The following is a 23,388-nucleotide window of genomic DNA, read 5'->3' on the forward strand; positions in this document are numbered from 1 at the left end:
GCGGATCAGACGATCTCGGGTGAGGATGTCTTGCAGGCGTGGTTCGTTCTTGCGATCGCTGCGGGCTATGTGACCACGTTGTTCCTGGTGGCCTGGTGGGGCGATCGGCGGAGCGCCGGTGGACCGCTGGTGTCGCCAAACTCCTGGGTGGCCGCGATCAGCTATTGCCTGACGCTTGCGGTCTATAACACCTCCTGGAGCTTCTACGGATCGGTCGGACGGGCCGCCACCAGCGGGCTCGACTTTGCCACGATCTATATCGGCCCGACCCTGGTGCTGCTGTTCGGCCAACGGCTCCTGTCGAAGGTGATCGCGATCGCGAAGGCGCAGAACGTCACCTCGATTTCGGACTTCATCGCCGCACGCTACGGCAAGAGCCAGGCGCTGGCGGCCTTGGTGACGCTGGCATCGCTGCTCGGCGTGCTTCCCTATATCGCGCTCCAGCTCAAGGCTGTCGGCAAGAGCTTTGACTATTTGATCCTACAGCCCGAGCGCGCCGGAGGCGAAGCACTGCGGTTCTGGCAGGACTCGGCCTTCGGCGTCGCCGCGTCGATGGCGCTGTTCGCCATCGTGTTCGGCGTCCGGCATGTCCATGCCAGCGAGCATCATCGGGGCCTGATGCTCGCGATCGCGTTCGAGAGCGTCGTCAAGCTGCTCGCATTCCTGATCGTCGCGCTATTCGTGCTGTTCGGCCTGTCTGGCGGTCCTGCCGCCCTGCTGTCGCAGTTTCAATCGGAGCCGCAACTGGCGGAGATCCTCAGTTTCGATCCGACGCAGCCGGTGTGGCCTGCGACGATCGTCATCTCAGGTATCGCTTTCCTGTGTCTGCCGCAGGCCTTCCATGTCGCCGTCGTCGAGAACGAGGCGCCGGCGCACACGCGCACAGCGGCATGGCTCTACCCGAGTTACCTTGCGCTGTTCAGCCTGCTGATCCTGCCGATCGCCGCGGCAGGGCTTGCGAGGTTCGGCGCGATGATGGACCCCGACACTTACGTCATCTCGCTGCCAATCGCGGCGGATGCGGGCACCATCAGCCTGATGGCGTTCCTGGGCGGGCTCTCGGCCGCCACCGGCATGGTGATCATGACGTCGGTCGCGCTCAGCACCATGCTCTGCAACGACGTTATCATGCCGCTGCTGTTGCGCTCGCGCGTCTTCGGCCTGCGTGCGCAGAGCCGGCCGATGACCTCGGTGCTGGTGGCGGTGCGCCGGCTCTCGATTCTTGGCATTCTGCTGCTCGCCTATCTGATGCACCGCCTGGTCAATCAGTCCTATCCGCTCACCCTGATCGGACTCCTGTCGTTCGTCGCGGTCGCGCAGTTCGGTCCAGCGTTCGTCGGAGGGCTGTTCTGGCCGCGGGCCAACAAGGCCGGTGCCTCGATCGGAATCGCGGCCGGCTTTTCCATCTGGGCCTATACGCTGCTGCTTCCCTCGGCCGCGCCGCTCTGGCCTACGATCGAGGAGATCGTCCGCCAGGGGCCGTGGAAGCTCGCCTGGCTGAAGCCGAACGCGTTGCTGGGTCTCGAAGGGATCGATCCGATCTCGCACGCGACGCTCTGGAGCCTCGGCGCCAATCTCGTCTGCTTCCTGATGATCTCGGCACTGGGGCGGCAGTCGACCGTCGAGCGCAACCAGGCGGCCGCATTCGCCGATGGCGTCGTCCGCGAAAAGATCCCGACGCTGTCCTCCCGCGTGGTGGTCCGGCTCGACGATCTCCGCGCACTGGCGTTGCGCTTTGTAGGCGCGCAGCGCGGCGCGGCGGCCTTCGACAACTATCTCGCGGCGCGTAGCGCCGGCACCGGGCCGCGTCTCGATCCGTCGGGGCTCGTCGATCTCGACTCGATCCGCTTCACGGAGAATCTGCTTGCCGGTGCCATCGGTGCGGCATCGGCGCGCGTGGTGATCGCCGCATCTCTGGAAGGGCACTCGCTGTCGCGGCGGGCGGCGATGGCGATGCTCGACGAAGCCTCGGAGGCGCTGCGCTTCAACCGCAACCTTTTGCAGAGCACGCTCGAAAGCGTGCCGCAGGGCATTTGCGCCTTCGATGCCGATTTCAACATCACGGCCTGGAACGGCCGTTTCATCGCGCTCCTGGACCTGCCTCCGGATTTCGTGCGCGTCGGTCTTCCGCTGGCGGACCTCATTGGCTTCAACGTCGAGCGCGGCGAATATGCCGCGTCCGAATTCGCCGCGCTCCTGGTTAATCGCGACGTCGCCACGCAGAGCTGGCCCTATCTGTACGAGCGCAAGCGGCCGGACGGCACGGTGCTCGAGATCGTCTATGATCGCGTCGCAGAGGGCGGATATGTATCGACCTACACCGAAGTCACCGAGCGTCACCGCGCCGCGGAAGCCCTGCGCCGGGCCAACGAGGGGCTCGAGCTGCGTGTCCGGGAGCGGACCGAGGCGCTCGAGCTGGCGAAGGCGGAAGCCGAGCAGGCAAATCTCGGCAAGACCCGCTTCCTGGCGGCGGCTAGCCACGATCTGCTGCAACCGCTGAATGCGGCCCGGCTGTTCCTGTCCGCGCTCGACGAAAGCCTGCATGCCGCATCGCGATCCGGCGATGTCGACAAGGAGCGCAACCTGGCGAGCAGCGCGATCACGGCGCTGCGCTCGACCGAGCACGTGCTGGACAGGCTGCTCGACATCTCCTCCTATGATGCCGGCGCCGTTCGCGCCGAGGCGTTTGATTTTCCGATCGCGGATCTGCTCCTGCAGCTGAACGTCGAGTTCTCGGCGATGGCGCACGAACGCGGGCTCGTCCTCAACGTCGTCGATTGTCGTCTCGCCGTGCGCAGCGATCCGCATCTCCTGCGTCGCATCTTGCAGAACCTGTTGTCGAACGCGCTCCGCTACACGCCCAAGGGACGCATCTTGCTCGGCTGCCGGCGACGCGGCGGCGATCTGCGCATCGAGGTCTGGGACACCGGCGTCGGGATCGCGATGGAGGATCGGACGCGGATCTTCGAGGAGTTCCAGCGTCTGGCCCCCGGATCGGAGAAGGGCCTGGGCCTCGGCCTTGCGATCGTGGATCGTATCTCGCGGCTCCTCGGCCATCCCATCGACGTCCGATCGCGACCCGGACACGGCTCGTGCTTTGCCGTCACGGTGCCGCTGGCGCGCGGAGCGGGAACGCCGCTTCAGCGCAAGGTGGCAAATGCGCCGCCCGCGGTCGCGGAGCGCACGCTGACGATCCTGTGCCTCGACAATGAGGCGGCCATTCTCGACGGCTTGACGGCATTGCTCGGTGGATGGGGGCACCATGTGCTTGTCGCCACGGACGCCGAAGGAGCGATGACGGCGGCCGCGGCCCATCCGCCGCACCTCGTGCTGCTCGATTACCACCTCGACGGTGGTCGCGGCTTGGACTTTCTCGACGATCTCAGGCAGAAGTCGGGGCGCGACGTCCGCGCGCTGGTCGTCACAGCCGATCGCAGCGAGGCCGTGCGCAAGGAGGCAAGGGCGCGCGGCTGCGAGATCCTGACGAAACCGATCAAGCCGGCCGCTCTGCGGCGCTTCCTCGGCAGCGAAGCCCTGAGCCGGCAGTTCGGGACGAAACTGGAGACTTCCTGACGATGCGCATCCTGATCGGCGACGATCATCCGCTGGTGCAGGCGGCGTTGCAGAGCGCCCTGTCGAGCGTGCTGCCGGATCTCGACATCATCGCCTGCCAGTCGCTGGACGAGGCGATCGGTATCCTGACCGCCCAGTCCGACGAGATCGACCTGATCCTCTGGGATCTGACCATGCCGGGTATTCAAGGGTTTGCCGCGCTGTTCATCCTGTCGGCACAGTTCCCGAGCGTGCCGGTGGCGATCATCTCGGCACGGCAGGACGCCGCCACGATCCGCCGTGCGATTGCCTACGGCGCGGCCGGCTACATCCCGAAATCGCTGGGCCTGCCCAAGATGGCGGATGCGATCACGAAAATACTCGCCGGTGAAATCTGGATGCCGCCCAATGTCGGCGGGCGCGGCTCGATCCAGAGCGCCGACGTCGAGCTCGCCGCGCGAATGGCTTCGCTGTCGGCGCAGCAGCTGCGCATTCTCGCAATGATCGTCGAAGGCAAGCTCAACAAGCAGATCGCGGGCGAACTCGACATCGCCGAGCAGACCGTGAAGGGCCACGTCTCGACGATCCTGCGCAAGCTCGGCGTCGGCTCGCGCACCCAGGCCGCCGTCGTAGCCGAGCGGCTGTCATTCGGTCAGCCCAACGGCACCTGAGATTCCTCCCGCACAACAAGACGGAGGCCGTGAGGCCTCCGTCTTCATTCTGTTGCCTTGGAATTCTGCCGCTTATCCCAACCGGCCCGCCGCGTGCGCCAGCAGCGTGTACACCAACCCCGTTTCCGAGATCAGATGGCTGCGCAGCTCCTGCGGGCCGCGGCCGTCGCGGGCGACTTCGTCGAGCAGGCGCTCGAACTCGGCGACGTAGCGGTCGACCGTGCCCTTGAAGTTGCGGTCGGCCCGGTACTTGCGGGCGACCTCGTCGAAGGCCTTCTGGCCGGCGGGCGTATAGAGGCGCTTGGTGAAGGCCTTGTTCTCGCCGCGCTGGTAGCGGTCCCACATCTCGGCGGCGAGGTTGCGGTCCATCAGCCGGCCGATGTCGAGCGACAGCGATTCCAGCGGATTGCCGCCACCCTGCGGGGCCTGCGGCTGCGGCGTCGGTGCAGCGCGGCCGCGCGGAGCCTCGCGTCCGGTCGGGGCGCCCTGATTGGCGTCCGTGCGGTTGAGCAGATCCGATAGCCAGCCGTCGCGACCCTGGTCGTTGCCGGCAGGTGCGACCGGCGGCGCTTCGGTGCGGCGCGCGGCCGGCATGCCGAGGTCCGGCGGCGGCAGCGTCGAGGCGCTGCCGTTGTCGCGCATGCGGGTCTCGGGAGCCCGGCCGCCGACGGCAGCCAGTATCGGTTCGTCCTGGCGATGGACGCTGGCGCGGCCCGCCGTGGTGACGTCGAGCCCGCGGCCATGCTGGGCCACGATGCGGTTGAGCTCGGCGAGGGCCTCGATCTGGTCCACGATCACCTTGCGCATCTGCGCCGTGCTCTCGGCAGCCTCCTGCGGCATCTCGAGCACGCCGCGGCGCAGCTCGTTGCGGGTGGCTTCGAGCTCGTTGTGCATCTCGAGAGCCATCTGCTTCATGCTGCCGACGAGGTTGGTGAACTTCTCGGTCGACTGCTTGAACATCGCATCCGCCTCGTCCGTGGTCTGGCGGTAGATGTCGTGCATCGCCTCGATGGTCTGGCGGTGCTCCTCCTCGGATGCCGCGCGCACCGCCTCGAACTGGCGGGTGATCGCGGCCGAGCCTGCGCCGGCGGTCTCGGCGACGACGCGGGCGATGTCGCGGGCGCGCTCTTCGGCGGCCGCGAGCGATTCATCGAGCAGGCCGGTGAAGCGCGACAGCCGCTGGTCGAGGTCGGCCGTGCGCAGGTCGATCGTGGTGACGAGCGATTCCAGCGCCTGCTTGCGCTCGGCGAGCGAGGCGGTGGTGTTCTTGTTGCTCTGCTCGACGACCTGAGCGGCCTCGACCAGCGCCTTGCCGTGCTTGTCGAACTGGGTCGACAGCTCGCCGAGATCCTGGAGCGCCTTCGTGGTCTTGCTGTTGAAGACGTTGAGCTGCTCTTCCAGGTTCTGCGTCGCAGCGCCGTTGCGCGAGGTGACGTCGTTCATCGCCGAGACGAAGTCGGCGACGCGCGTCACCAGGGCCCGCTCGAGCGAGTTGAGGTTGTCGTGCGCACCGGTCAGCACCTCCTGCAGCAAGATGTTGCCTTCGCGCAGGCGCTCGAATAGGGCGACCGTGTCGGTGCGCAGGATCTTGCTGGTCTCCTGCATCTCCGTGACGGCCGCGATCGAGACCTGGCGCGACTGGTCGATCGCCGAACGCGAGGCCTGCTCAAGGTCCTTGAGCGACTTGCCGACCGCGCTGGTGGCGATCTCGCTCGCCGCGTTGATGGTGCGGGCGACTTCCGAGCCGTTGCCCATCATGGTCTGCGAGAAGGCGTGGCCGCGCGTCTCGATCGACTTCAACGCGTCTGAGGTGACGCGGTCGATGTCGAGCGTGAGCTGGTTGGCCTTCGAGCCGATGGCGTCGACCAGCGCGCCGCGCTTGGCGTCGATCATGTTCGACAGACGGTCGGCCTGCTGCTGCACATAGGTGACGATCTCGTCGGTCTTGCCGGTCATGGCCTGGCCGAAGCTGGAGCTGGCGGCGAGCACCGAACGCTCGACGTCGGCCGAGCTCGACTTGACCCGCGAGCTTGCCTCGTTGGAGGCGGAGATCAGCGCGTTCTGGGCGTTGAGCGCGCTGGTCTGGATGTCGTTGGTCGCGTTGGCGGTGGCCGCGCTCAGCGTGCGCTCGATCTCGGTCGAGATCGTGCGGATCTGGCTGGCGGCGTCGGCCGAGGTCGAGGTCAGCGAGATCTGCGCCTCACGCGCGCTGTTGAGGATGGTCGAGGCGGTATCGGCGCCGACCGCGGTCAGCGTGCGCTCGATGTCCGTCGTCAGCGACTTGATCTGGCTCGCCGCATCGGTCGAGGCGGAGATCAGCGAGCCCTGGGCCTCGCGGACACCGCTGGTGAGCGCCTCGATCGTGGCGCCGCCGGCGGTCGCTAGCGCGCGCTGCATCTCGGCCGCGAGCGAGCGCACCTGGCCGGTCTGTTCGGCCGAGACCGCGAGCAGGGTGCTCTGGGCGTCGCGGGCGCTGGTGGTGATCGTCTCGGCGGTCGTCTGGCCGACCTGCGAGAGCGAACGATGCACTTCGGCCGCGAGGGACTTGACCTGGCTCGCCGCATCCGAGGACGCCGTGACCAGCGTGCTCTGGGCCTCGCGCGCGCCGCTCATGATGGTCTCGGCCGTCGAGGTGCCCGCCATCGTGAGCGAGCGCTGCACGTCCGAGGACAGCGCCTTGATCTGGTTGGCGGTCTCGGTCGAGGCCGCGATCAGTGCGCTCTGCGCATCGCGAGCGCCGGCGGTGATCGATTCCGCCGTGGTGGTGCCGGCCAGCGACAGCGAACGCTGCACGTCGGCGGTGAGCGCCTTGACCTGGCTTGCCGCGTCCGAGGACGCCGTGACGAGGGTGGTCTGCACCTCGCGGGCGCCGGCCAGGATCGAGGCCGCGGTGGCGGAGCCTGCCGCCGACAGCGTGCGTTCGACGTCGGCCGCGAGCCCCTTGATCTGGTTGGAGGCCTCGCCCGATGCGGCGACCAGGGTCAACTGCGCTTCGCGGGCGCTGCTCAGGATCGAGTTGGCGGCACCGGTGCCGACCGCGGTCAGCGCCTGCTCGACCTCGGCCGAGGTCATCTTGAGCTGGGCGTTGACGTCGGAGGAGACCGTCAGCAGTGACTGCTGAGCGGTGCGCGCGCCGGTCTGGATCGTCTCGCTGGTGTTGACGACGAGGTTGGTGAGCGAGCGCTCGGCGTCCTCGACATGCGAGCGGATCGCGGTCGAGATCATCTCGGCGCGGGACATCATGTCCTCGCTGGCCTGGCGTCCGCTGCTCTCGATGCGGCCTGCAACGGCCTCGACGCGCGAGCCGAGCAGGTCCTCGAACTGCGCCACGCGCACGTCGATGTCGCTGGCGACGGAGCCGACCTTGGTCTCGATGGCCTGCTGGATGTCCTGGAAGCGCGCCGTGACCGTATCGGTCAGATGCGTGCTGCGGCCGTCGATGATCTCGGTGACGCCAGTGATGCGGCGATCGACCGCCTCGATCGCCTGCGCGGTGCCGTCCGTGAGCGTCGAGGTCAGCAGCGTGAGGCGCGTGTCGATCGACTGCACGGCCTGCGAGGCGCCGTTGGTCACGGCGGTGGTCAGGTAGGTGAGGCGGGAGTCGATGGATTCGAGCGCCTGCGTCGCGCCACCCGTGAGCGTGGTCGTAAGGTGGGTCAAGCGGGTATCGATCGACTGGATGGTCTGCGACGCACCATCGGTCAGCGACGTTGTAAGGTGATTCAGGCGTGCATCGATTGTTTCGATGGCCTGCGACGCGCCGCCGGTCAGCGAGGTCGTGAGGTGGGTAAGGCGGGAGTCGATCGACTGGATCGCCTGCGCGGCACCGTCGGTCAGCGACGTCGCAAGCGTGTTGATGCGTCCGTCGATGGTTTCGGTCATCGACTTCGCGCGGCTATCGAACGACTGCTCGAGCGCGGCGACGCGGCCGACGAGCTGGTCGTCGAAGTTCCTGATGTGGCCTTCGATCGTGCCGTCGAGGCTGGCGATCTTGCCGTTCAGCGAGGTGTCGAGGTTGGCGACGCGTTCGCCGATCGTGGTCTCGAATTGCACGAGGCGCTGGTCGAGCGCGGCCGTGATATCGCCGCCATTCGCCGTGAAGCGGGTGTCGAAATTGTCGACATAGGTCTTCAGCGTCTCGGCGATGTCCTGCGTGCGCTGGCCCATGCGCTCGACGATCTCGCCGCCGAAGGTCTTCACGGTGCGGTCGAACTCGGAGATGTGGCGCGTGATCAACGCGCCCAGCGTGCCGGAGTCGCGGGCGAACTTCTCGACCAGCTCGGTGCCCTGGTTCCTCACCAGCTCGTCGAAGGCGCTCATCTGCAGCGACAGCGAGTCGTGTGCGGTCTCGGTCTGGTTCACGACCTTGGCGACCAGGGCGTTGACGGTGGCGTCGAGCGCCTCGCTCGCCTTGTCGCCGCTCGTCATGATCTGGCCGGCGAGGCGGTTGCCGGCATCGTCGATCTTGGCGGAGATGTCGTTGGAACGCAGCTCGAGCTCGAGCAGCAGCGAGTCCGACGAATTCTTCAGGGAATCGTGCACCTGCTCGGTGCGCTCGGAGATGCCGTCGACGATCGCGGCGGAACGCTGCTCGAATTCGCCGGTGATGCGGTCGATGCGTTCGTTCAGCATCTCATGGACGCGGTCGGCGAGATCGACGAACTCGTCGTGGACGTGGCCGGTCTTGAAGTTGAGGCTGGTGGTCAGCCGCTCGCTGGCGTCGAGCACGGCGCGCGTGGTCTCGTTGCTGGCTTCCTCGAGGCGGTCGAGCAGGTCGCCACCGCGCTCGCCGAGCGCCAGGATCATGTTGTCGCCGGCATTGCTCAGCGCCTGGGTGATGTGGGCACCGCGCTCTTCGAGCGCGCCGGTGATGGACTTGGCGACCTCGTCGACACGGGAGGCGATCGCGTCCGAGATCAGCGCGATGTCGTGGCGCAGGTCGATCTGCACGCCGGAGATGGCGCTGCGGACCTGCTCGGCCTGGCCGACCAGATTGTCGCGCTGATGCGCGATGTCCTGAAGCAGGGCGCGGATGCGCACCTCGTTGTCGGAATAGGCCCGTTCCAGCGCGGCGACCTCGTTGGCGACCAGCGTCTCGAGCTCGCCGGCGCGCGCAATCGCGCGCTCGATGCCGTCGCCCATCGCCGCGACCTCGCGGCGGATGGCCTGGCCGACGGTGACCATGGAATCGGAGGCCGAGCCTTCCGGCTCGGAGAAGCGGATCGCAACCTGGGCCATCGCCTGCGCGATCATGCGCATTTCCTGGCCGCGCCAGACAAGGCTCGCCAGGAAGTAGAACAGCATGATCGGCGCGAAGAACATCGCGACGAGACCGGCGATAACGAGCACGCCGCCGCTCTGGCCCATGGCGGCCTGGATCGAGGGCAGGAAGCCGACGGTCAGCGCGGCGCAGGCGGCGAGCCAGATGCCGGCGAAGATGGTGGCGAAGGTGTAGACGCTGCGGGCAGGGCGGCCCTTCTGCAGCGCCTGGAGCAGCTGGCCGATGGTCTCGCGGTCGTCATTGGCGGCGCGGCGCGAGGGGCGCGGCTCCTCGACCGGGTCGAATACGGTCGCCCGCTCATTGGCGGCCGGGCGCGGCTCGAAGCTCGGCTCATCGAAGTTCGGGGGCGCGGGCGGCGGCACCGGGGGCGCAGCTTCGTTGCGCACGGTGGCGTTGCGGCTGGTATCCGCAGCCGTGTCGCTGATGTTGAGGGCTTCCTGGATCGCAGAAAGCGCGACTTCTGTGGGGTCTTTGACCTTTTTCGGAGTGTTCGCCATGTTCAGTCCGAGCCCTCGTTACTTGTACGCGTCCCCCCGCGAGCCCTGCGCGCGGCGCAAGCCCACAGACCGGATCATGCCGCTTGTGCGGATCTCCGAGCCGTCCCCACCCGGACGGCTTGTCCGCCAATTTCTGCAACATCCTATTGGCAGAGCGTCGCGAATGAAATGCCCGCGATTAAGACATTCTTAATCATCGTTAACAGGATCGGGGCGTAACGCCTTAGCAATAAATGCAATTCTCCACCGAACTCAGCCGATTGCGGCAACTTATTGTCAATAAACGGGCAGATCTACGTCAAACACCCCAAACATTTCATTAACCATTTTCATGCTTGGGTGAGGGGAACCTGACCGCCGGACCGGCGGCCGCCGCGCGACGCCGGGGCCTGCGCCATGACGCCTGAACTGCAACGGATGGACTGGATGCCTTCGCCCCCGCTTGCACCCATCGATAGCCCGCTCGACCTCGATCACCTGTCCCGGATGACGCTCGGCGACGCCGAGTTGGAGCAGGAAGTGCTGGCGATGTTCGCCGAGCAAGCGGTTCGCCTGCTGGCAGCGATGTCTGCGATGCCGGCCGAGACCGGCGCGCTCGCGCACAAGCTCAAGGGTTCGGCGCGAGGGATCGGCGCCTTTGCGGTGGCCGATGCCGCAGCCAGCCTGGAGACCGCGATCAGGACCGGCAATGGCCGGCCCGATGCCTTCGCCGCGCTGAAACAGGCGGTGACGGAGGTCCGCGCCGCCATCGAGGCGATCCTGAAGCCGTAAGCCGATACGGTCAAAGCCGGGCTCTAGTCATTTGTTTTGACGCGTTTTCTTCCCGCAAAACGGGATTCATTTCGCATCAAAACGCTATGGCGCCGGGCTGACCGACCCGTTATAGGACAGCCCGGACCCTCCTTCCTTCCCAGCACCGCGGCAGCACGAGCAGATATGGCCAAAATTCACTTTGTCGACCACAAGGGCGAAACCCGCACGGTGGAAATCGAGAACGGCGCAACCGTGATGGAAGCCGCGATCCGCAACAGCATTCCGGGCATCGAGGCCGAATGCGGCGGCGCCTGCGCCTGCGCGACCTGCCATGTCTATGTCGACGAAGTCTGGCGCGAGAAGGTCGGCAGCCCGACGCCGATGGAGGAGGACATGCTCGATTTCGGCTTCGACGTGCGCCCGAATTCGCGCCTGTCCTGCCAGATCAAGGTCTCCGACGAGCTCGACGGTCTCGTTGTGGCGACGCCGGAACGCCAGGCCTGATCGTCCCTAAATAGACGAGATGCTCGGCGGCGCGACCTCGATGCCGCGCTTGTGCCAGGGTCTGAGCTTCTCGATCACCTCTGCAGTCAGCGGCGCGGGGCGCCGCGTCGCCTCATCGAGCAAGACGCCGACCGACGTCGCCGACGCGATGCACTTTCCTTGCGAGAACACGACCTGCTCGAAGGTAACCGACGTTCGTCCGAGCTTCACCACCCCGAGGCCGAGCTCGATCGTGTTGGGCCAGTGCAGCTCGGCACGAAAATGCATGTCGAGCCGCACCATGATCCAGGCGAGGCCTGGCGGGGTCAGCCCGTATTCGGGAAGCTTCATCAGCGTGACACGGCCCGTCTCGAAATAGGTGGCGTAGACCGCGTTGTTGACGTGCTGGTTTGGATCGAGATCGCCGAAGCGGACGTTGTCGCTGAGACGGTAGGGATAGTCCTCAAGGCGCGGCGTCGTGTCGAGGCGGGCTGGTGCGTTCACCGATTGATCTCCGTCATATCGGATCCCGTTACAGCCGAGTTATTCTGACCCGGCAAGTGGGCGCGGCCGTGGGGGGATCCCGCTTTTATGCCTTCCCTGTTCCATCCCCGTTGGCTAGACAGGCAGGGTCACCTCTGCCCAACGGGCGCCGTCCAACCGATAACGACCGATAAAGAGACGACATGAGCGACGTGATCAAAACCGATGTGTTGATTATTGGCGCCGGCCCTTGCGGTCTGTTCGCCGCCTTCGAGCTCGGCCTTCTCGACATGAAGGCGCATTTCGTCGACATCCTCGACAAGGTCGGCGGCCAGTGCGCCGAGCTCTATCCGGAAAAACCGATCTACGACATTCCCGGCATTCCGCGGGTTTCGGGGCAGGGGCTCACCGACGCGCTGATGGAGCAGATCAAGCCGTTTCATCCGACCTTCCATCTCGGCGAGATGGTCGAGACCGTGGAGAAGATCGGCGATCCCGCCTTTCGCTGCACCACCGACACCGGCAAGGTGTTCGAGTGCAAGGTGGTGGTGATCGCGGCCGGTGGCGGGTCATTCCAGCCCAAGCGTCCGCCGGTGCCGGGCATCGAGGCCTATGAAGGCACATCGGTGCATTATGCCGTGCGCAAGATGGAGACGTTCCGCGACAAGAACGTGCTGATCGTTGGCGGCGGCGATTCGGCGCTCGACTGGACGCTGAATCTGCATCCGCTGGCCAAGCGCATCACGCTTCTGCATCGGCGCGACGAATTTCGCGCCGCGCCCCACAGCGTCGAGCAGATGCGTGCGCTGGTCGCTGGCGGCAAGATGGATCTGCGGCTCGGCCAAGTCACCGCGCTCTCCGGCGCTGGCGGCAAGCTTACCGGCGCGACCGTCAAGGGCAACGACAACAGCATCACCGAAATTGCCTGCGACACCATGCTGCCGTTCTTCGGGCTGACCATGAAGCTCGGCCCGGTCGCGAACTGGGGCATTGCGCTGGAGAACAATCTGGTGCCGGTCGAGACATCCGCATTCGAGACCAACGTATCTGGCATCTTCGCGATCGGCGACATCAACACCTATCCCGGCAAGATCAAATTGATCCTGTGCGGCTTCCACGAGGGCGCGCTGATGTCGCAAAAAGCCCATCGTTATGTCTATCCGGAGAAGCGGCTCGTGTTCCAGTACACGACCTCGTCCTCCAGCCTGCAAAAGAAGCTCGGTGTCAACTGACGGAACGCTGCGGGGAGGCGATGCCCCATGTTTCTGGTGCTGGAACCGTTCGCGAAATCGCCGTAGTCTGCGGCCATTCCGGTCGTGGAATAGCAAGGTGATCTAATGCGGAATTTCTCCAGCTTTCGGCTGCTCTCCTTCCTCGGGCTCGCATTGTCGCTCGCGACGGTGACGCCGTGTGCGGCACAGAGCACCGAGCCCACGGCGGCGGGCCTCTGGCAGAAGGTCGAAGACGGCAAGACGGTCGGATGGTTCCTCTTCATCGACCACAACGGCGTCTTCGAAGGCGTGATCGCCAAGACCTTCCCGCGGCCAACCGACAATCCGAACGAAGTCTGCTCCAAGTGCACCGACGATCGCAAGAACGCGCCGGTGCTCGGCATCTCCTTCGTCCGCAACATGAAGCGCGAAGGATTGAAGTACGAAGGCGGCAACGTGCTCAATCCGCGCGACGGCCAGATCTGGAAGGCCAATATGCGGGTCAGCCCCGACGGCCAGACCCTGACGCTGCGCGGCTATCTCGGCATCGCGCTGCTCGGCAAGGACGAGACCTGGACGCGCCTACCCGATGCCTACATTGCCCAGGTGGATCCTGCCATCGTCGCAAAATACCTGCCCGCGCAGGCTGCGGCCGCGAAGCCGCCGGCACCAGCTGCGAAGAAGGGCGGCGCGATGATGGCGCCGGCCAAGCAGTAGACGCACGCGGTGCATGTTGCGCCGCCTCAACAGCCGTAGCTTCGGTGCGTGGTCTTCCCGCTTAGGCAGGGATCCAGGACTTACCAACTTCTCGATGTCGTTCCACGGTCTGTGCGGCCGGGTTCGCTGAAAGGCGAACACGCGCCCGACCCGCTCCAGTAGTTGCCCGGAACGCGCGCTGGCGCCGGATTTGCATAGCTGTCGGCAAAGCTGCTGGGGGAGCGAGTCGCCGTCTCCACGCCTGCCGCGCACCATGCGGAGGGCGGACGGTAGCGTTTGCCTCGCGGCGATCACTTGGACCGCGGAGACAACATGAGAGCAATATCGTGTGCCGCCACGCTGCTGGGATTGATGGCGCTATTGGCCACATCGGCGTTGGCGCGCGACAACGGCCGCTACGCCAACTCGCCATTAAAACCCTGGTTCGAGAGTCTGCATAGCGAATACGGGCAGTGCTGCTCCGATGCCGACGGCTACGTCATTGCCGATGTCGATTGGGAGTCCGATCGCGGCCATTACCGCGTGCGCATCGATGACGAATGGGTCGTGGTGCCCGACGGTGCGGTGATCACCGTGCCGAACAAGATAGGCCGCACCATGGTGTGGAAGCACTATATCGACGGCCATCCGCGCGTGCGCTGCTTCATGCCGGGCAGCATGACATAGACCCGCGTGCCATTCCGGGCGGCGCGGAGCGCCGACCCGGAATGGCAAAGCCAAGCTTAGTGCGCCTGGTTTTCCGAACCCGCGCTCGCGAGCTGCTTGACCCGCGGCGACAGCACCGACATCTGCGCGGGCGAGGCGGGCATGCCGGCGACGATCATCGCAGGGCTTGCCGACTGCTCCTCGACACCGGCGCCGCCGAGCACCTGAACCTGCGTCGGCGTGATCGGAAACGACTTTACTTCAAATGAGGGAAGCTCGCCGGCGAAAGCGGCGCCCGAGCTGGCTATCATTGCACCGGCGACGGCAATCATTGAAAGAATGCGCATTGGAAATCTCCGTTGGATGGCTCAATCGGAGGTTTGGTCGCGTTGATGCCGGGGAAAATTCGCTGGATGCGAACAATCAGCCCGCCGCCAGCGGATATATTTGATTGCGTGAGGCGACAGGTGGCGAAATGCAGAAGAAGTTTTCCGCGCCAATGTTTCCGGACGGTTTCGCGGAAAGACGCTTGCGGTCTTCACGTCACCGGCGCCGGGTTGAACAGAGTGAGATCATTGTGGATGCCCCAGCGGTCCGACCACGGCTTGACGCGGCCAGAGGCGACATCGAGGATCAGGCGGAACAGATCCCAGCCGCATTCCTCGATGGTCTTCTCGCCGGTGGCGATGCTGCCTGAATCGAAATCGATCAGGTCCTTCCAGCGCCGCGCGAGCTCGCTGCGGGTCGCGACCTTGATGACGGGCGCGGCTGCGAGGCCATAGGGCGTGCCGCGGCCGGTGGTGAACACCTGCAGCGTCATGCCGGAGGCGAGCTGGAGCGTGCCGCAGATGAAGTCGCTTGCCGGCGTTGCTGCGAACAGCATGCCCTTCTGCGTCGCCTTCTCGCCGGGCGAGAGCACGCCGGTGATGGCGGAGGAGCCGGACTTCACGATCGAGCCGAGCGACTTCTCGACGATGTTGGCGAGGCCGCCCTTCTTGTTGCCGGGCGTGGTGTTGGCGCTGCGGTCGGCGCCGCCGCGGGCGAGGTAGGAATCGTACCAGGCCATCTCGCGTACCAGCGCGCGGCCGACATCCTCGTTGATGGCGCGTCGCGTCAGCAGCTGGATGGCGTCGCGCACTTCGGTGACTTCCGAGAACATCACGGTGGCGCCGGCGCGCACCAGCAGGTCCGCGGCGAAGCCGACGGCGGGATTCGCGGTAACGCCGGAGAAGGCATCGCTACCGCCGCATTGCAGGCCGATGACGAGATCGGAGGCCGGGCAGGTCTCGCGCTTGCGGGTGTTGAGCACCTTCAGGCGGGCTTCGGCCTGGGTCATGATGGCATCGACGATCGCACCAAAGCCGTCAAAGGCTTCGTCCTGCATGCGCACGATGGCGTCGTTGACGGCTTCCGGCACCAGCCGCTCGGGCGCGAGCTTCTCGCAACCGAGGCCGACGACCAAAATCTCGCCGCCGAAATTCGGGTTCAGCGCGAGGTTCTGCAGGGTGCGGATCGGCACGACCGCGTCGGGTGCGGTGATGGCGACGCCGCAGCCATAGGCGTGAGTCAGCGGCACGACGTCATCGACGTTCGGATATTTCGGCAGCAGCTCGGCGCGGATGCGCTTGACCGCATACTCCATCGTGCCCTTGACGCATTGCACGGAGGAGGAGATGCCGAGAATGTTCTTGGTGCCGACCGAGCCATCGGGATTACGGTAACCCTCGAAGGTGAAGCCTTCGAGCGGCGGCAGCGGGGCGGGGACGGCGGTCGAGATTTCGAGCTTGTCGAGGGCAGGGGCCTCCGGCATGCGGATGCGGGCCTCGTCGACCCATTCGCCGGCCAGGATCGGCGACAGCGCGTAGCCGATGATCTCGCCATAACGGATGATCGGCGCGCCTTCCGCGATGTCGACCAGCGCCGTCTTGTGTCCTTGTGGCACGAAGGCGCGCAGCGTCAGTCCCGATGCAAAGCGCGAACCGGCGGGAAGCCCGAAATCATTGACCACGATCGCGACGTTGTCGCGCTCGTTGAGCTTGATGTAGCGGGGCTGCTCTTTCGCTGCGACGTCCTGGTCCATCTGCTCTTGCCTCAGAACTTGAAGTCGTAGGGTGGGCAAAGGCGTAACGCGCCGTGCCCACCATCTTTACACCGGACGTAGGCGGTGGGCACGCTTCGCTTCGCCCACCCTACCAAGTCGGCCTATCAGCCGGGGAACGTATAAGCTGTCTTCACCGTGGTGTAGAACTCGCGGGCATAGGAGCCCTGCTCGCGGGCGCCGTAGCTCGAGCCCTTCCGGCCGCCGAACGGCACGTGATAGTCGACACCGGCGGTGGGCAGATTGACCATCACCATGCCGGACTCGCTGTTGCGCTTGTAGTGCGAGGCGTATTTCAGGCTGGTGGTGCAGATGCCGGAGGCGAGGCCGAACTCGGTGTCGTTGGAGATCGCGAGCGCCTCCTCGTAGTTCTTGGCGCGAATGACGGCGGCGACGGGCCCGAAGATCTCCTCACGCGCGATGCGCATGTTGTTGTTGGCTTCGGTGAACAGCGCCGGCTGCAGGTAGTGACCGGGGTTCTCGCGCTTGAGCAGCTCGCCGCCGAAGGCGAGCTTGGCGCCCTCGTCCTGGCCGATCTTGATGTAGCGCAGATCCTGATCGAGCTGGTTCTGGTCGACCACGGGGCCGATATGCACGCCGGCCTTGAGCGCGTCGTCCACCGACAGTCCCTTCAGCCGCTCGCCCATCGCCGCGACGAAGCCATCGTGGATGCCTTCGGTGACGATCAGGCGGGAGGAGGCGGTGCAGCGCTGGCCTGTCGAGAAATAGGCGCCGTTGACGGCGACCTCGACGGCGGTCTTGAGGTCGGCGTCGTCGAGCACGACCAGCGGATTCTTGCCGCCCATCTCGAGCTGGAATTTCTTCATGGGATTCGAAAGCACGCAGGCCTGCGCGATCTTGCGCCCGGTCTGCACCGAGCCGGTGAAGGAGATCGCGGCCACATCGGGGTGCTCGAGCAGGGTCTGGCCGACCACCGAGCCGGAGCCGACCACGAGGTTGAACACGCCGGCGGGAATGCCGGAACGGGTGATGATCTCGGCGAGTGCATGTCCAGAGCCCGGCACCAGCTCGGCCGGCTTGAACACGACCGTGTTGCCGTAGCACAGCGCCGGCGCGATCTTCCAGGCCGGGATCGCGATCGGGAAATTCCAGGGCGTGATCATGCCGATGACGCCGACCGGCTCACGCGTGAGCTCGACGTCGAGGCCGGGACGGACCGAAGCGCCCTTCTCGCCGATCAGGCGTAGCGCTTCGCCGGCGAAGAACGCAAAGATCTGGCCGGCGCGGGCGACCTCGCCGATGCCTTCGGGCAGCGTCTTGCCTTCCTCGCGGGCGAGCAGGCGGCCGAGCTCTTCCTTGCGGGAGAGGATCTCGGCGGAGATCTTGTTCAGCGCGTCATAGCGCTCCTGCGGTGTCGAGCGCGACCACGCAGGGAAGGCGGCCTTTGCGGCGGCGATCGCCTTCTCGGTCTGCGTCTTATCGGCCTTGGCATATTCGCCGACGAGATCGTTGGTGTTGGAGGGATTGATGTTCCTGGTGACGCCGGAGCCGTCGACCCATTCGCCGCCGATGAAGTTCTTCAGGATCGCAGTCATCGTTTCCTCCAGAGTATTTTAACGAACGAGGCAGGGACGCTTGTCGTCGAAGGTCCAGCCGGGGATCAGGTCCTGCATGGCAATAGCGTCATCGCGGGCGCCAAGTCCATGCTGCTTGTAGAGGTCATGCGCGGCGTCGATAGCGGCCCTGTCGATTTCGATACCCAGGCCCGGCCTGTCCGGGACCGCAATCTTGCCGCCGTTGATCTGCAGCGGCTCTCTGGTCAGGGCCTGGCCGTCCTGCCAGATCCAGTGGGTGTCGATCGCGGTGACCTTGCCGGGGGCCGCTGCGCCGACATGGGTGAACATGGCGAGCGAAATGTCGAAATGATTGTTGGAGTGCGAGCCCCAGGTCAGGCCGTTGTCGCGGCAGGTCTGGGCGACGCGCACCGAGCCTTGCATGGTCCAGAAATGGGGGTCGGCGAGCGGAATGTCCACCGCCCCTAAGCGCAGCGCATGGGAGAGCTGCCGCCAGTCGGTGGCGATCATGTTGGTCGCGGTCGGCAGCCCCGTGGCGCGGCGGAACTCGGCCATGATCTCGCGGCCGGAGAAGCCGGCCTCGGCGCCGCAGGGATCCTCGGCATAGGCGAGGATGCCGTGCATGTCCTTGCAGAGGCCGATCGCCTCATCCAGCGACCAGGCGCCGTTGGGGTCGAGCGTGACGCGCGCGTTCGGGAAGCGCTTTGCGATGGCGGTGACGGCTTCGATCTCTTGCTCGCCGCGGAGCACGCCACCTTTGAGCTTGAAATCGGCAAAGCCGTAATGGTCGTGGGTGGCCTCCGCGAGGCGCACCACCGTCTCCGGCGTCATCGCCTCCTGATGGCGGAGGTTGAACCAGTCCGGCTTGCCGGTCTCGCCTTCCACATAGGGCAGGCGGGACTTGCGGCGATCACCGACGAAGAAGAGATAGCCGAGCGTCTCGACGGCTGTGCGCTGCTGGCCTTCGCCGAGTAGCGCCGCGACCGGCAGGCCGAGATGCTGGCCGAGCAAGTCGAGTAGCGCGGATTCGATCGCGGTAACCGCGTGGATCATCACCCGCAGGTCAAAGGTCTGCTTGCCGCGGCCCCCGGCGTCGCGGTCGGCAAAGGCCGTACGGACGTCGGCGAGGACGTTGTTCATCGCCCCGACAGTCTTGCCGATCACGAGATCGCGCGCGTCCTGGAGCGTCTGCCATATCTTCTGCCCGCCCGGCACCTCGCCGACGCCGGTGTGGCCGGCATTGTCGGTGAGGATGACGATGTTGCGGGTGAAGAACGGCGCATGCGCGCCGCTGAGGTTGAGGAGCATGCTGTCGCGGCCCGCGACCGGGATCACCTGCATCGATGTGACGACCGGTGCACCAGAAACCTCAGTCCGGGCCATCGCACGCTCCTCCCTGTTGTCTTGTTATTCTGCAGCCTGTTGTGACGATCGTGCGGCGGGCAGCTTCTTCACCAGCGCGGTCAGCTCGGCGATCTCCTGCTCGGTGAGGTCGGTCAGCGGCGGACGGACCGGGCCGGAATCGCGGCCGATCACCTTCATGCCGGCCTTGATGATCGAGACCGCATAGCCCTTCTTGCGATTGCGGATCGCGATCAGCGGCAGGATGAAGTTCTTCAGGCCGGCGTGGATCGTCTCATGGTCGCGCTTGCGCACCGCGGCGTAGAAATTGGTGGCGAACTCCGGCACGAAGTTGAACACGGCGGAGGAATAGGTCGTCACGCCCATGTCGAGATAGGGCAGCGCGAAAGTCTCGGCGGTCGGCAGGCCGCCGATATAGGTGAGGCGATCGCCGAGCTTGGTGTGGACGCGGGTCATCAGCTCGATGTCGCCGATGCCGTCCTTGTAGCCGACGAGGTTCGGGCAGCGCTCGGCGAGGCGCGCGAGCGTGTCGGGCTGGAGGATGGCGTTGTCGCGGTTGTAGACGATGACGCCGATCTTCACGGCGGCACAGACCGCCTCGACATGGGCGGCAAGGCCGTCCTGCTCGGAATGGGTGAGGTAGGGCGGCAGCAGCAACAGGCCGTCGGCGCCGGCCTTCTCGGCACCGATCGCGATCTCGCGGGCGATTGCGGTGCCGTAGCCGGTGCCGGCGAGCACGGGCACGCGGCCCTTGGTCTCCGCAACGGCGATCTTCACGACCTGCGGAACCTCGGTCGGGGTCAGCGAGAAGAACTCGCCGGTGCCGCCGGCGGCGAACAGACCTGCGACATCATAGCCGCAGAGCCAGTCCATGTTGGCGCGGTAGGTCGCCTCGTCAAAGGAGTAGTCCGCCCTGAACGGCGTGACGGGGAAGGACAGGAGGCCCGATCCGATCTTCTGGGCCATCTCCTGCGGGGTCATCTTGCTCACGGGCGCTGCTCCCTTCGTGCGTGTTGTGGAGGACGCAAGCCTGCGCGTCCATGCGCCGTGGTTTAGGAGACCGTTCGATGCGCGTCCAAGCCAAAGCCTATATCGACCGATGCGGATTGAGCATCAATCCTCCGTCAGCTCGGCGGAGGACAATTCGCCGGCGATTTTGACCAGCGCCGACAGCAGTGGATTCTCGTCGTCGCGGCGCCAGACCATGAAGAGCTCGACGGGAACGCGGGTGCGCAGCTTCAGCGGGCGCAGCCGCACGTCGGAGATCTTCAGGCTCGCGGCTGCGGCCGGCACGATGGCAAGGCCGAGGCCGGCGCGCACCATGGCGAGGATGGAGTGGATCTGGCTGAGATGCTGGACGTAGCGCGGCAGCACGTCGGCGCGGGTGAAGAGAGCCACCAGCAGATCGTGGAAGTAGCGGCTCTCATAGGGCGAATACATCACGAAGGGCTGATCATCGAAATCCTTGATGGTGATGCCGTCGGCGTTGGCGAGCGGATGCTTCTTCGGGATCGCGGCGAGCAGGGGCTCGGCGACGACGCGGCGGCTGGTCAGCTCGGGCCGCGCGATCGGCGGCCTGAGCAGGCCGGCGTCGATCTGGCCCGAGGTCAGCGCCTCGAACTGGTCGCCCGACACCATCTCCTTCAGCGAGAAGTCCACCTCGGGCAGCTTGGCGCGGCAGGCGGCAACGAGCTCGGGCAGGAATCCGTAGGCGGCGGCCGCGGTGAAGCCGATCTTGAGCGAGCCGGTCTTGCCGAGTGCGATGCGGCGGGCGACCTGCGAGGCGCTTTCCGCAAGCTTGAGGATGCGCCTTGCCTCTGGCAGGAAACTGCGTCCCGCAGGTGTCAGGCGCACCGAGCGGCTGGTACGCTCGAGCAGCGGCGCGTCGATGATGTGCTCGAGCACCTGGATCTGCCGGGACAGCGGCGGCTGGGTCATGTTCAGCCGCGCGGCGGCGCGGCCGAAGTGCAATTCCTCCGCCACCGTGACGAAACAGCGGAGCTGGTTGAGGTCGAACATCGATACATGCCTTAGATGGATAAGGCCTTTCCCCGGCACTTCTAGCATCGATCACTCCCAAAACAAAGACGGCGGCCTTTTGGGCCGCCGTTGAGTTGCCTGGTCAAGCTCCCATCGGAGCCCTCAGGAGGAACGTTTGAGCGTCACCCGCTCGATCTTGCCGACGATGACGAGATAGGCGAAGGCGGCCACGAGTGCGTTGGCGCCGACGAACACCAGCGCGCCGTTGAACGAGCCGGTCGCGGCCAGGATGTAGCCGATCACGATCGGCGTGGTGATCGAGGACAGGTTGCCGAAGGTGTTGAACAGGCCGCCGGAGACGCCGCCGGCTTCCTTCGGCGAGGTGTCGGAGACCACGGCCCAGCCGAGTGCGCCGATGCCCTTGCCGAAGAAGGCGAGCGCCATGAAGCCGACCACCAGCGCCTGTCCCTCGACATAGTTGCAGGCTATGATCGACATCGACAGCAGCATGCCGCCCACGATCGGGATCTTGCGCGCCATGGTCAGCGAGCCGGTCCGGCGCAGGATGGCGTCCGAGATGATGCCGCCGAGCACGCCGCCGATGAAGCCGCACAGCGCTGGAAGAGTCGCGACGAAGCCGGCTTGCAGGATCGACAGCCCACGTTCCTTGACGAGATAGACCGGAAACCAGGTCAGGAAGAAATAGGTCAGCGTGTTGATGCAGTACTGGCCGAGATAGACGCCGAGCATCATGCGGTTGGAAAGCAGCTGGCGGATGTGGTCCCAGCCGGAGCCCGCTTCGGGCGCATGCGCGCGCAGCTGATCATCCTTGGGCGCGTCGAGATCGACCAGCGCGCCGCCTTCCTTGATGTAGTCGAACTCCGCCTCGTTGATCGAAGGGTGCTCCTTCGGGCCATAGATGGTCTTGAGCCAGATGAGACCCATGATGACGCCGAGCGCGCCCATCACGAAGAACACGAAGCGCCAGCCGTAAGAGTGGGCAATCCAGCCCATCAGCGGCGCGAAGATCACGGTGGCGAAATACTGCCCCGAGTTGAAGAAGGCCGACGCGGTGCCACGCTCGTTACTCGGAAACCAGGCCGCGACGATGCGGGCATTCGCCGGGAACGAGGGGGCCTCCGCAATGCCGACAAGCAGGCGAAGCGCGAACAGCACGACGACGGCAGCGCCGGCGCTGAGGAAGCCGACCCAGCCCTGCATCAGCGTGAACAGCGACCATATGATGATGCTGAAGGCATAGACAAGGCGCGAGCCGTAGCGGTCGAGCAACCAGCCGCCCGGCACCTGCGCCACGACATAGGACCAGCCGAAGGCCGAGAAGATCCAGCCCATGGCGACGGGATCGAGATGCAGCTCCTTGGAGAGTGCGGGACCGGCGATCGACAGCGTGGCCCGGTCGGCATAATTCACGGTGGTGACCAGGAATAACATGGTCACGATGAACAGCCTGACGCGAGACCTCCTCACGTCCGCCGCGGACACCACTGCGCTCATCACGCGCCTCCATAGAACTCGAAACGTTTCCTCGGTGCGACTCCTAGAGGCGCGCGCGGCAAAGTGTCCAAGCTCAAGGGAGTATCGATCGATACCGTTTTTGGATTGATGGAACGGCAGGTTGAGGGAACGATCGCGACATTGCGAATGGGCTGCGCTGGCGCCACGCGCTCAACTGTCATTCCCCGCGAAAGCTCCAGTACGCCGCGGCTTCTCGATTCAATCACTGCTGTCACGGCGTACTGGATCGCCCGATCAAGTCGGGCGATGACAGCGAGTGTGTGGAGATAGCCAGCCAAACTCATCATTGCGAGCGCAGCGAAGCAATCCAGAATCTTTCTGCATCTTTCTGCGGAGGGACTCTGGATTGCTCACATGGGGATTTGATGTGTCAAGATTTATGGTCAGCTCTTTGTTCGATTGCAGGCCAGCTCTTCGTCCCGACCGCGGAACTTTTCGGATGGCGCGCGCAGATCAGGTCAAGACCGGCCCGTGAGGGCCGCCGCGAAGCGGCTTGGTCTTGACCTGAGCGAGCACGCCTTCAGGCTCGTTAGGTCGGGAAGTGCGGCGTGAACTACTCCTATGGTTGGCGATCCAAGGGTCGA

16 protein-coding genes are annotated in these 23,388 nt (G+C 65.5%); 7 read left to right on the plus strand and 9 right to left on the minus strand.

The features are described from left to right. Positions 1-30 precede the first annotated feature (30 nt). Positions 31-3,573 (plus strand): NahK/ErcS family hybrid sensor histidine kinase/response regulator, encoded by a 3,543-nt coding sequence (locus P6U29_RS15665; RefSeq protein ID WP_407118404.1) that lies wholly within the window; start codon positions 31-33, stop codon positions 3,571-3,573. Then, on the plus strand, positions 3,570-4,223 hold the full coding sequence (locus P6U29_RS15670) for a response regulator (protein WP_407119340.1): 654 nt from the start codon (positions 3,570-3,572) through the stop codon (positions 4,221-4,223). Before P6U29_RS15665 ends, P6U29_RS15670 begins: the two co-directional genes overlap by 4 nt. Positions 4,224-4,295: 72 nt before the next feature. Here P6U29_RS15670 and P6U29_RS15675 read toward each other — a convergent pair whose 3' ends face one another. Next, positions 4,296-10,001, minus strand: a complete 5,706-nt coding sequence (locus P6U29_RS15675) for a negative regulator of septation ring formation (RefSeq protein WP_407118405.1) — start codon at positions 9,999-10,001, stop codon at positions 4,296-4,298. A 426-nt stretch (positions 10,002-10,427) separates the two neighbouring features. Here P6U29_RS15675 and P6U29_RS15680 point away from each other — a divergent pair, with 426 nt between their 5' ends. Further along, positions 10,428-10,772, plus strand: coding sequence for an Hpt domain-containing protein (locus P6U29_RS15680; RefSeq protein ID WP_407118406.1), 345 nt, complete (start codon positions 10,428-10,430; stop codon positions 10,770-10,772). Positions 10,773-10,937: 165 nt separating this feature from the next. Beyond that, positions 10,938-11,258, plus strand: a complete 321-nt coding sequence (locus P6U29_RS15685; protein ID WP_128264441.1) for a 2Fe-2S iron-sulfur cluster-binding protein — start codon at positions 10,938-10,940, stop codon at positions 11,256-11,258. A gap of 6 nt (positions 11,259-11,264) precedes the next feature. Here P6U29_RS15685 and P6U29_RS15690 read toward each other — a convergent pair whose 3' ends face one another. Further along, positions 11,265-11,741 carry an acyl-CoA thioesterase gene (locus tag P6U29_RS15690; RefSeq protein WP_407118407.1) on the minus strand — a complete coding sequence of 159 codons (477 nt, stop codon included), beginning with the start codon at positions 11,739-11,741 and terminating at the stop codon, positions 11,265-11,267. A 182-nt stretch (positions 11,742-11,923) separates the two neighbouring features. Between P6U29_RS15690 and P6U29_RS15695 the strand changes: the two genes are divergently transcribed. The 3 genes from P6U29_RS15695 (at position 11,924) to P6U29_RS15705 (ending at position 14,314) form a co-directional block, all read left to right on the plus strand. After that, positions 11,924-12,952 carry an NAD(P)/FAD-dependent oxidoreductase gene (locus P6U29_RS15695; RefSeq protein WP_407118408.1) on the plus strand — a complete coding sequence of 343 codons (1,029 nt, stop codon included), beginning with the start codon at positions 11,924-11,926 and terminating at the stop codon, positions 12,950-12,952. Positions 12,953-13,057: 105 nt separating this feature from the next. Beyond that, a complete protein-coding gene (locus P6U29_RS15700) occupies positions 13,058-13,648 on the plus strand; it encodes a DUF2147 domain-containing protein (protein ID WP_407118409.1) in 591 nt (196 codons plus the stop codon). Between the two features lie 312 nt (positions 13,649-13,960). After that, positions 13,961-14,314 carry a hypothetical protein gene (locus P6U29_RS15705; RefSeq protein ID WP_407118410.1) on the plus strand — a complete coding sequence of 118 codons (354 nt, stop codon included), beginning with the start codon at positions 13,961-13,963 and terminating at the stop codon, positions 14,312-14,314. Positions 14,315-14,370: 56 nt separating this feature from the next. Here P6U29_RS15705 and P6U29_RS15710 read toward each other — a convergent pair whose 3' ends face one another. The 7 genes from P6U29_RS15710 to P6U29_RS15740 all read right to left on the minus strand — a co-directional run bounded on the left by P6U29_RS15710 (position 14,371) and on the right by P6U29_RS15740 (position 22,783). Continuing rightward, a complete protein-coding gene (locus P6U29_RS15710; protein WP_407118411.1) occupies positions 14,371-14,625 on the minus strand; it encodes a hypothetical protein in 255 nt (84 codons plus the stop codon). Between the two features lie 206 nt (positions 14,626-14,831). Next, positions 14,832-16,373 carry a galactarate dehydratase gene (garD, locus tag P6U29_RS15715; RefSeq protein WP_407118412.1) on the minus strand — a complete coding sequence of 514 codons (1,542 nt, stop codon included), beginning with the start codon at positions 16,371-16,373 and terminating at the stop codon, positions 14,832-14,834. Between the two features lie 125 nt (positions 16,374-16,498). Next, the gene (locus P6U29_RS15720) at positions 16,499-17,947 is read right to left on the minus strand and encodes an aldehyde dehydrogenase family protein (protein ID WP_407118413.1); all 1,449 of its coding nucleotides are present in this window, start codon (positions 17,945-17,947) and stop codon (positions 16,499-16,501) included. Between the two features lie 18 nt (positions 17,948-17,965). Continuing rightward, positions 17,966-19,309, minus strand: coding sequence for a glucarate dehydratase (gene gudD, locus P6U29_RS15725; RefSeq protein WP_407118414.1), 1,344 nt, complete (start codon positions 19,307-19,309; stop codon positions 17,966-17,968). Positions 19,310-19,333: 24 nt separating this feature from the next. Continuing rightward, a complete protein-coding gene (kdgD, locus tag P6U29_RS15730; protein WP_407118415.1) occupies positions 19,334-20,278 on the minus strand; it encodes a 5-dehydro-4-deoxyglucarate dehydratase in 945 nt (314 codons plus the stop codon). A 123-nt stretch (positions 20,279-20,401) separates the two neighbouring features. Beyond that, positions 20,402-21,307 carry a LysR substrate-binding domain-containing protein gene (locus P6U29_RS15735; protein ID WP_122402395.1) on the minus strand — a complete coding sequence of 302 codons (906 nt, stop codon included), beginning with the start codon at positions 21,305-21,307 and terminating at the stop codon, positions 20,402-20,404. 123 nt (positions 21,308-21,430) lie between these two features. Beyond that, positions 21,431-22,783 carry an MFS transporter gene (locus P6U29_RS15740; RefSeq protein ID WP_407118416.1) on the minus strand — a complete coding sequence of 451 codons (1,353 nt, stop codon included), beginning with the start codon at positions 22,781-22,783 and terminating at the stop codon, positions 21,431-21,433. Between the last annotated feature and the right edge of the window lie 605 nt (positions 22,784-23,388).

Origin of the sequence: Bradyrhizobium sp. LMG 9283, from assembly GCF_045571415.1 — a bacterium.
GTDB lineage: Bacteria > Pseudomonadota > Alphaproteobacteria > Rhizobiales > Xanthobacteraceae > Bradyrhizobium.

Bases quoted from the DNA above. Each gene is read 5' to 3' on its own strand.
- P6U29_RS15705 (WP_407118410.1), top strand. From the start codon at position 13,961: ATGAGAGCAATATCGTGTGCCGCCACGCTGCTGGGATTGATGGCGCTA.
- gudD (WP_407118414.1), bottom strand. From the start codon at position 19,309: ATGGCCCGGACTGAGGTTTCTGGTGCACCGGTCGTCACATCGATGCAG.
- P6U29_RS15675 (WP_407118405.1), bottom strand. From the start codon at position 10,001: ATGGCGAACACTCCGAAAAAGGTCAAAGACCCCACAGAAGTCGCGCTT.
- P6U29_RS15735 (WP_122402395.1), bottom strand. From the start codon at position 21,307: ATGTTCGACCTCAACCAGCTCCGCTGTTTCGTCACGGTGGCGGAGGAA.
- P6U29_RS15695 (WP_407118408.1), top strand. From the start codon at position 11,924: ATGAGCGACGTGATCAAAACCGATGTGTTGATTATTGGCGCCGGCCCT.
- P6U29_RS15680 (WP_407118406.1), top strand. From the start codon at position 10,428: ATGCCTTCGCCCCCGCTTGCACCCATCGATAGCCCGCTCGACCTCGAT.
- garD (WP_407118412.1), bottom strand. From the start codon at position 16,373: ATGGACCAGGACGTCGCAGCGAAAGAGCAGCCCCGCTACATCAAGCTC.
- P6U29_RS15710 (WP_407118411.1), bottom strand. From the start codon at position 14,625: ATGATTGCCGTCGCCGGTGCAATGATAGCCAGCTCGGGCGCCGCTTTC.
- P6U29_RS15720 (WP_407118413.1), bottom strand. From the start codon at position 17,947: ATGACTGCGATCCTGAAGAACTTCATCGGCGGCGAATGGGTCGACGGC.
- P6U29_RS15685 (WP_128264441.1), top strand. From the start codon at position 10,938: ATGGCCAAAATTCACTTTGTCGACCACAAGGGCGAAACCCGCACGGTG.
- P6U29_RS15700 (WP_407118409.1), top strand. From the start codon at position 13,058: ATGCGGAATTTCTCCAGCTTTCGGCTGCTCTCCTTCCTCGGGCTCGCA.
- P6U29_RS15740 (WP_407118416.1), bottom strand. From the start codon at position 22,783: ATGAGCGCAGTGGTGTCCGCGGCGGACGTGAGGAGGTCTCGCGTCAGG.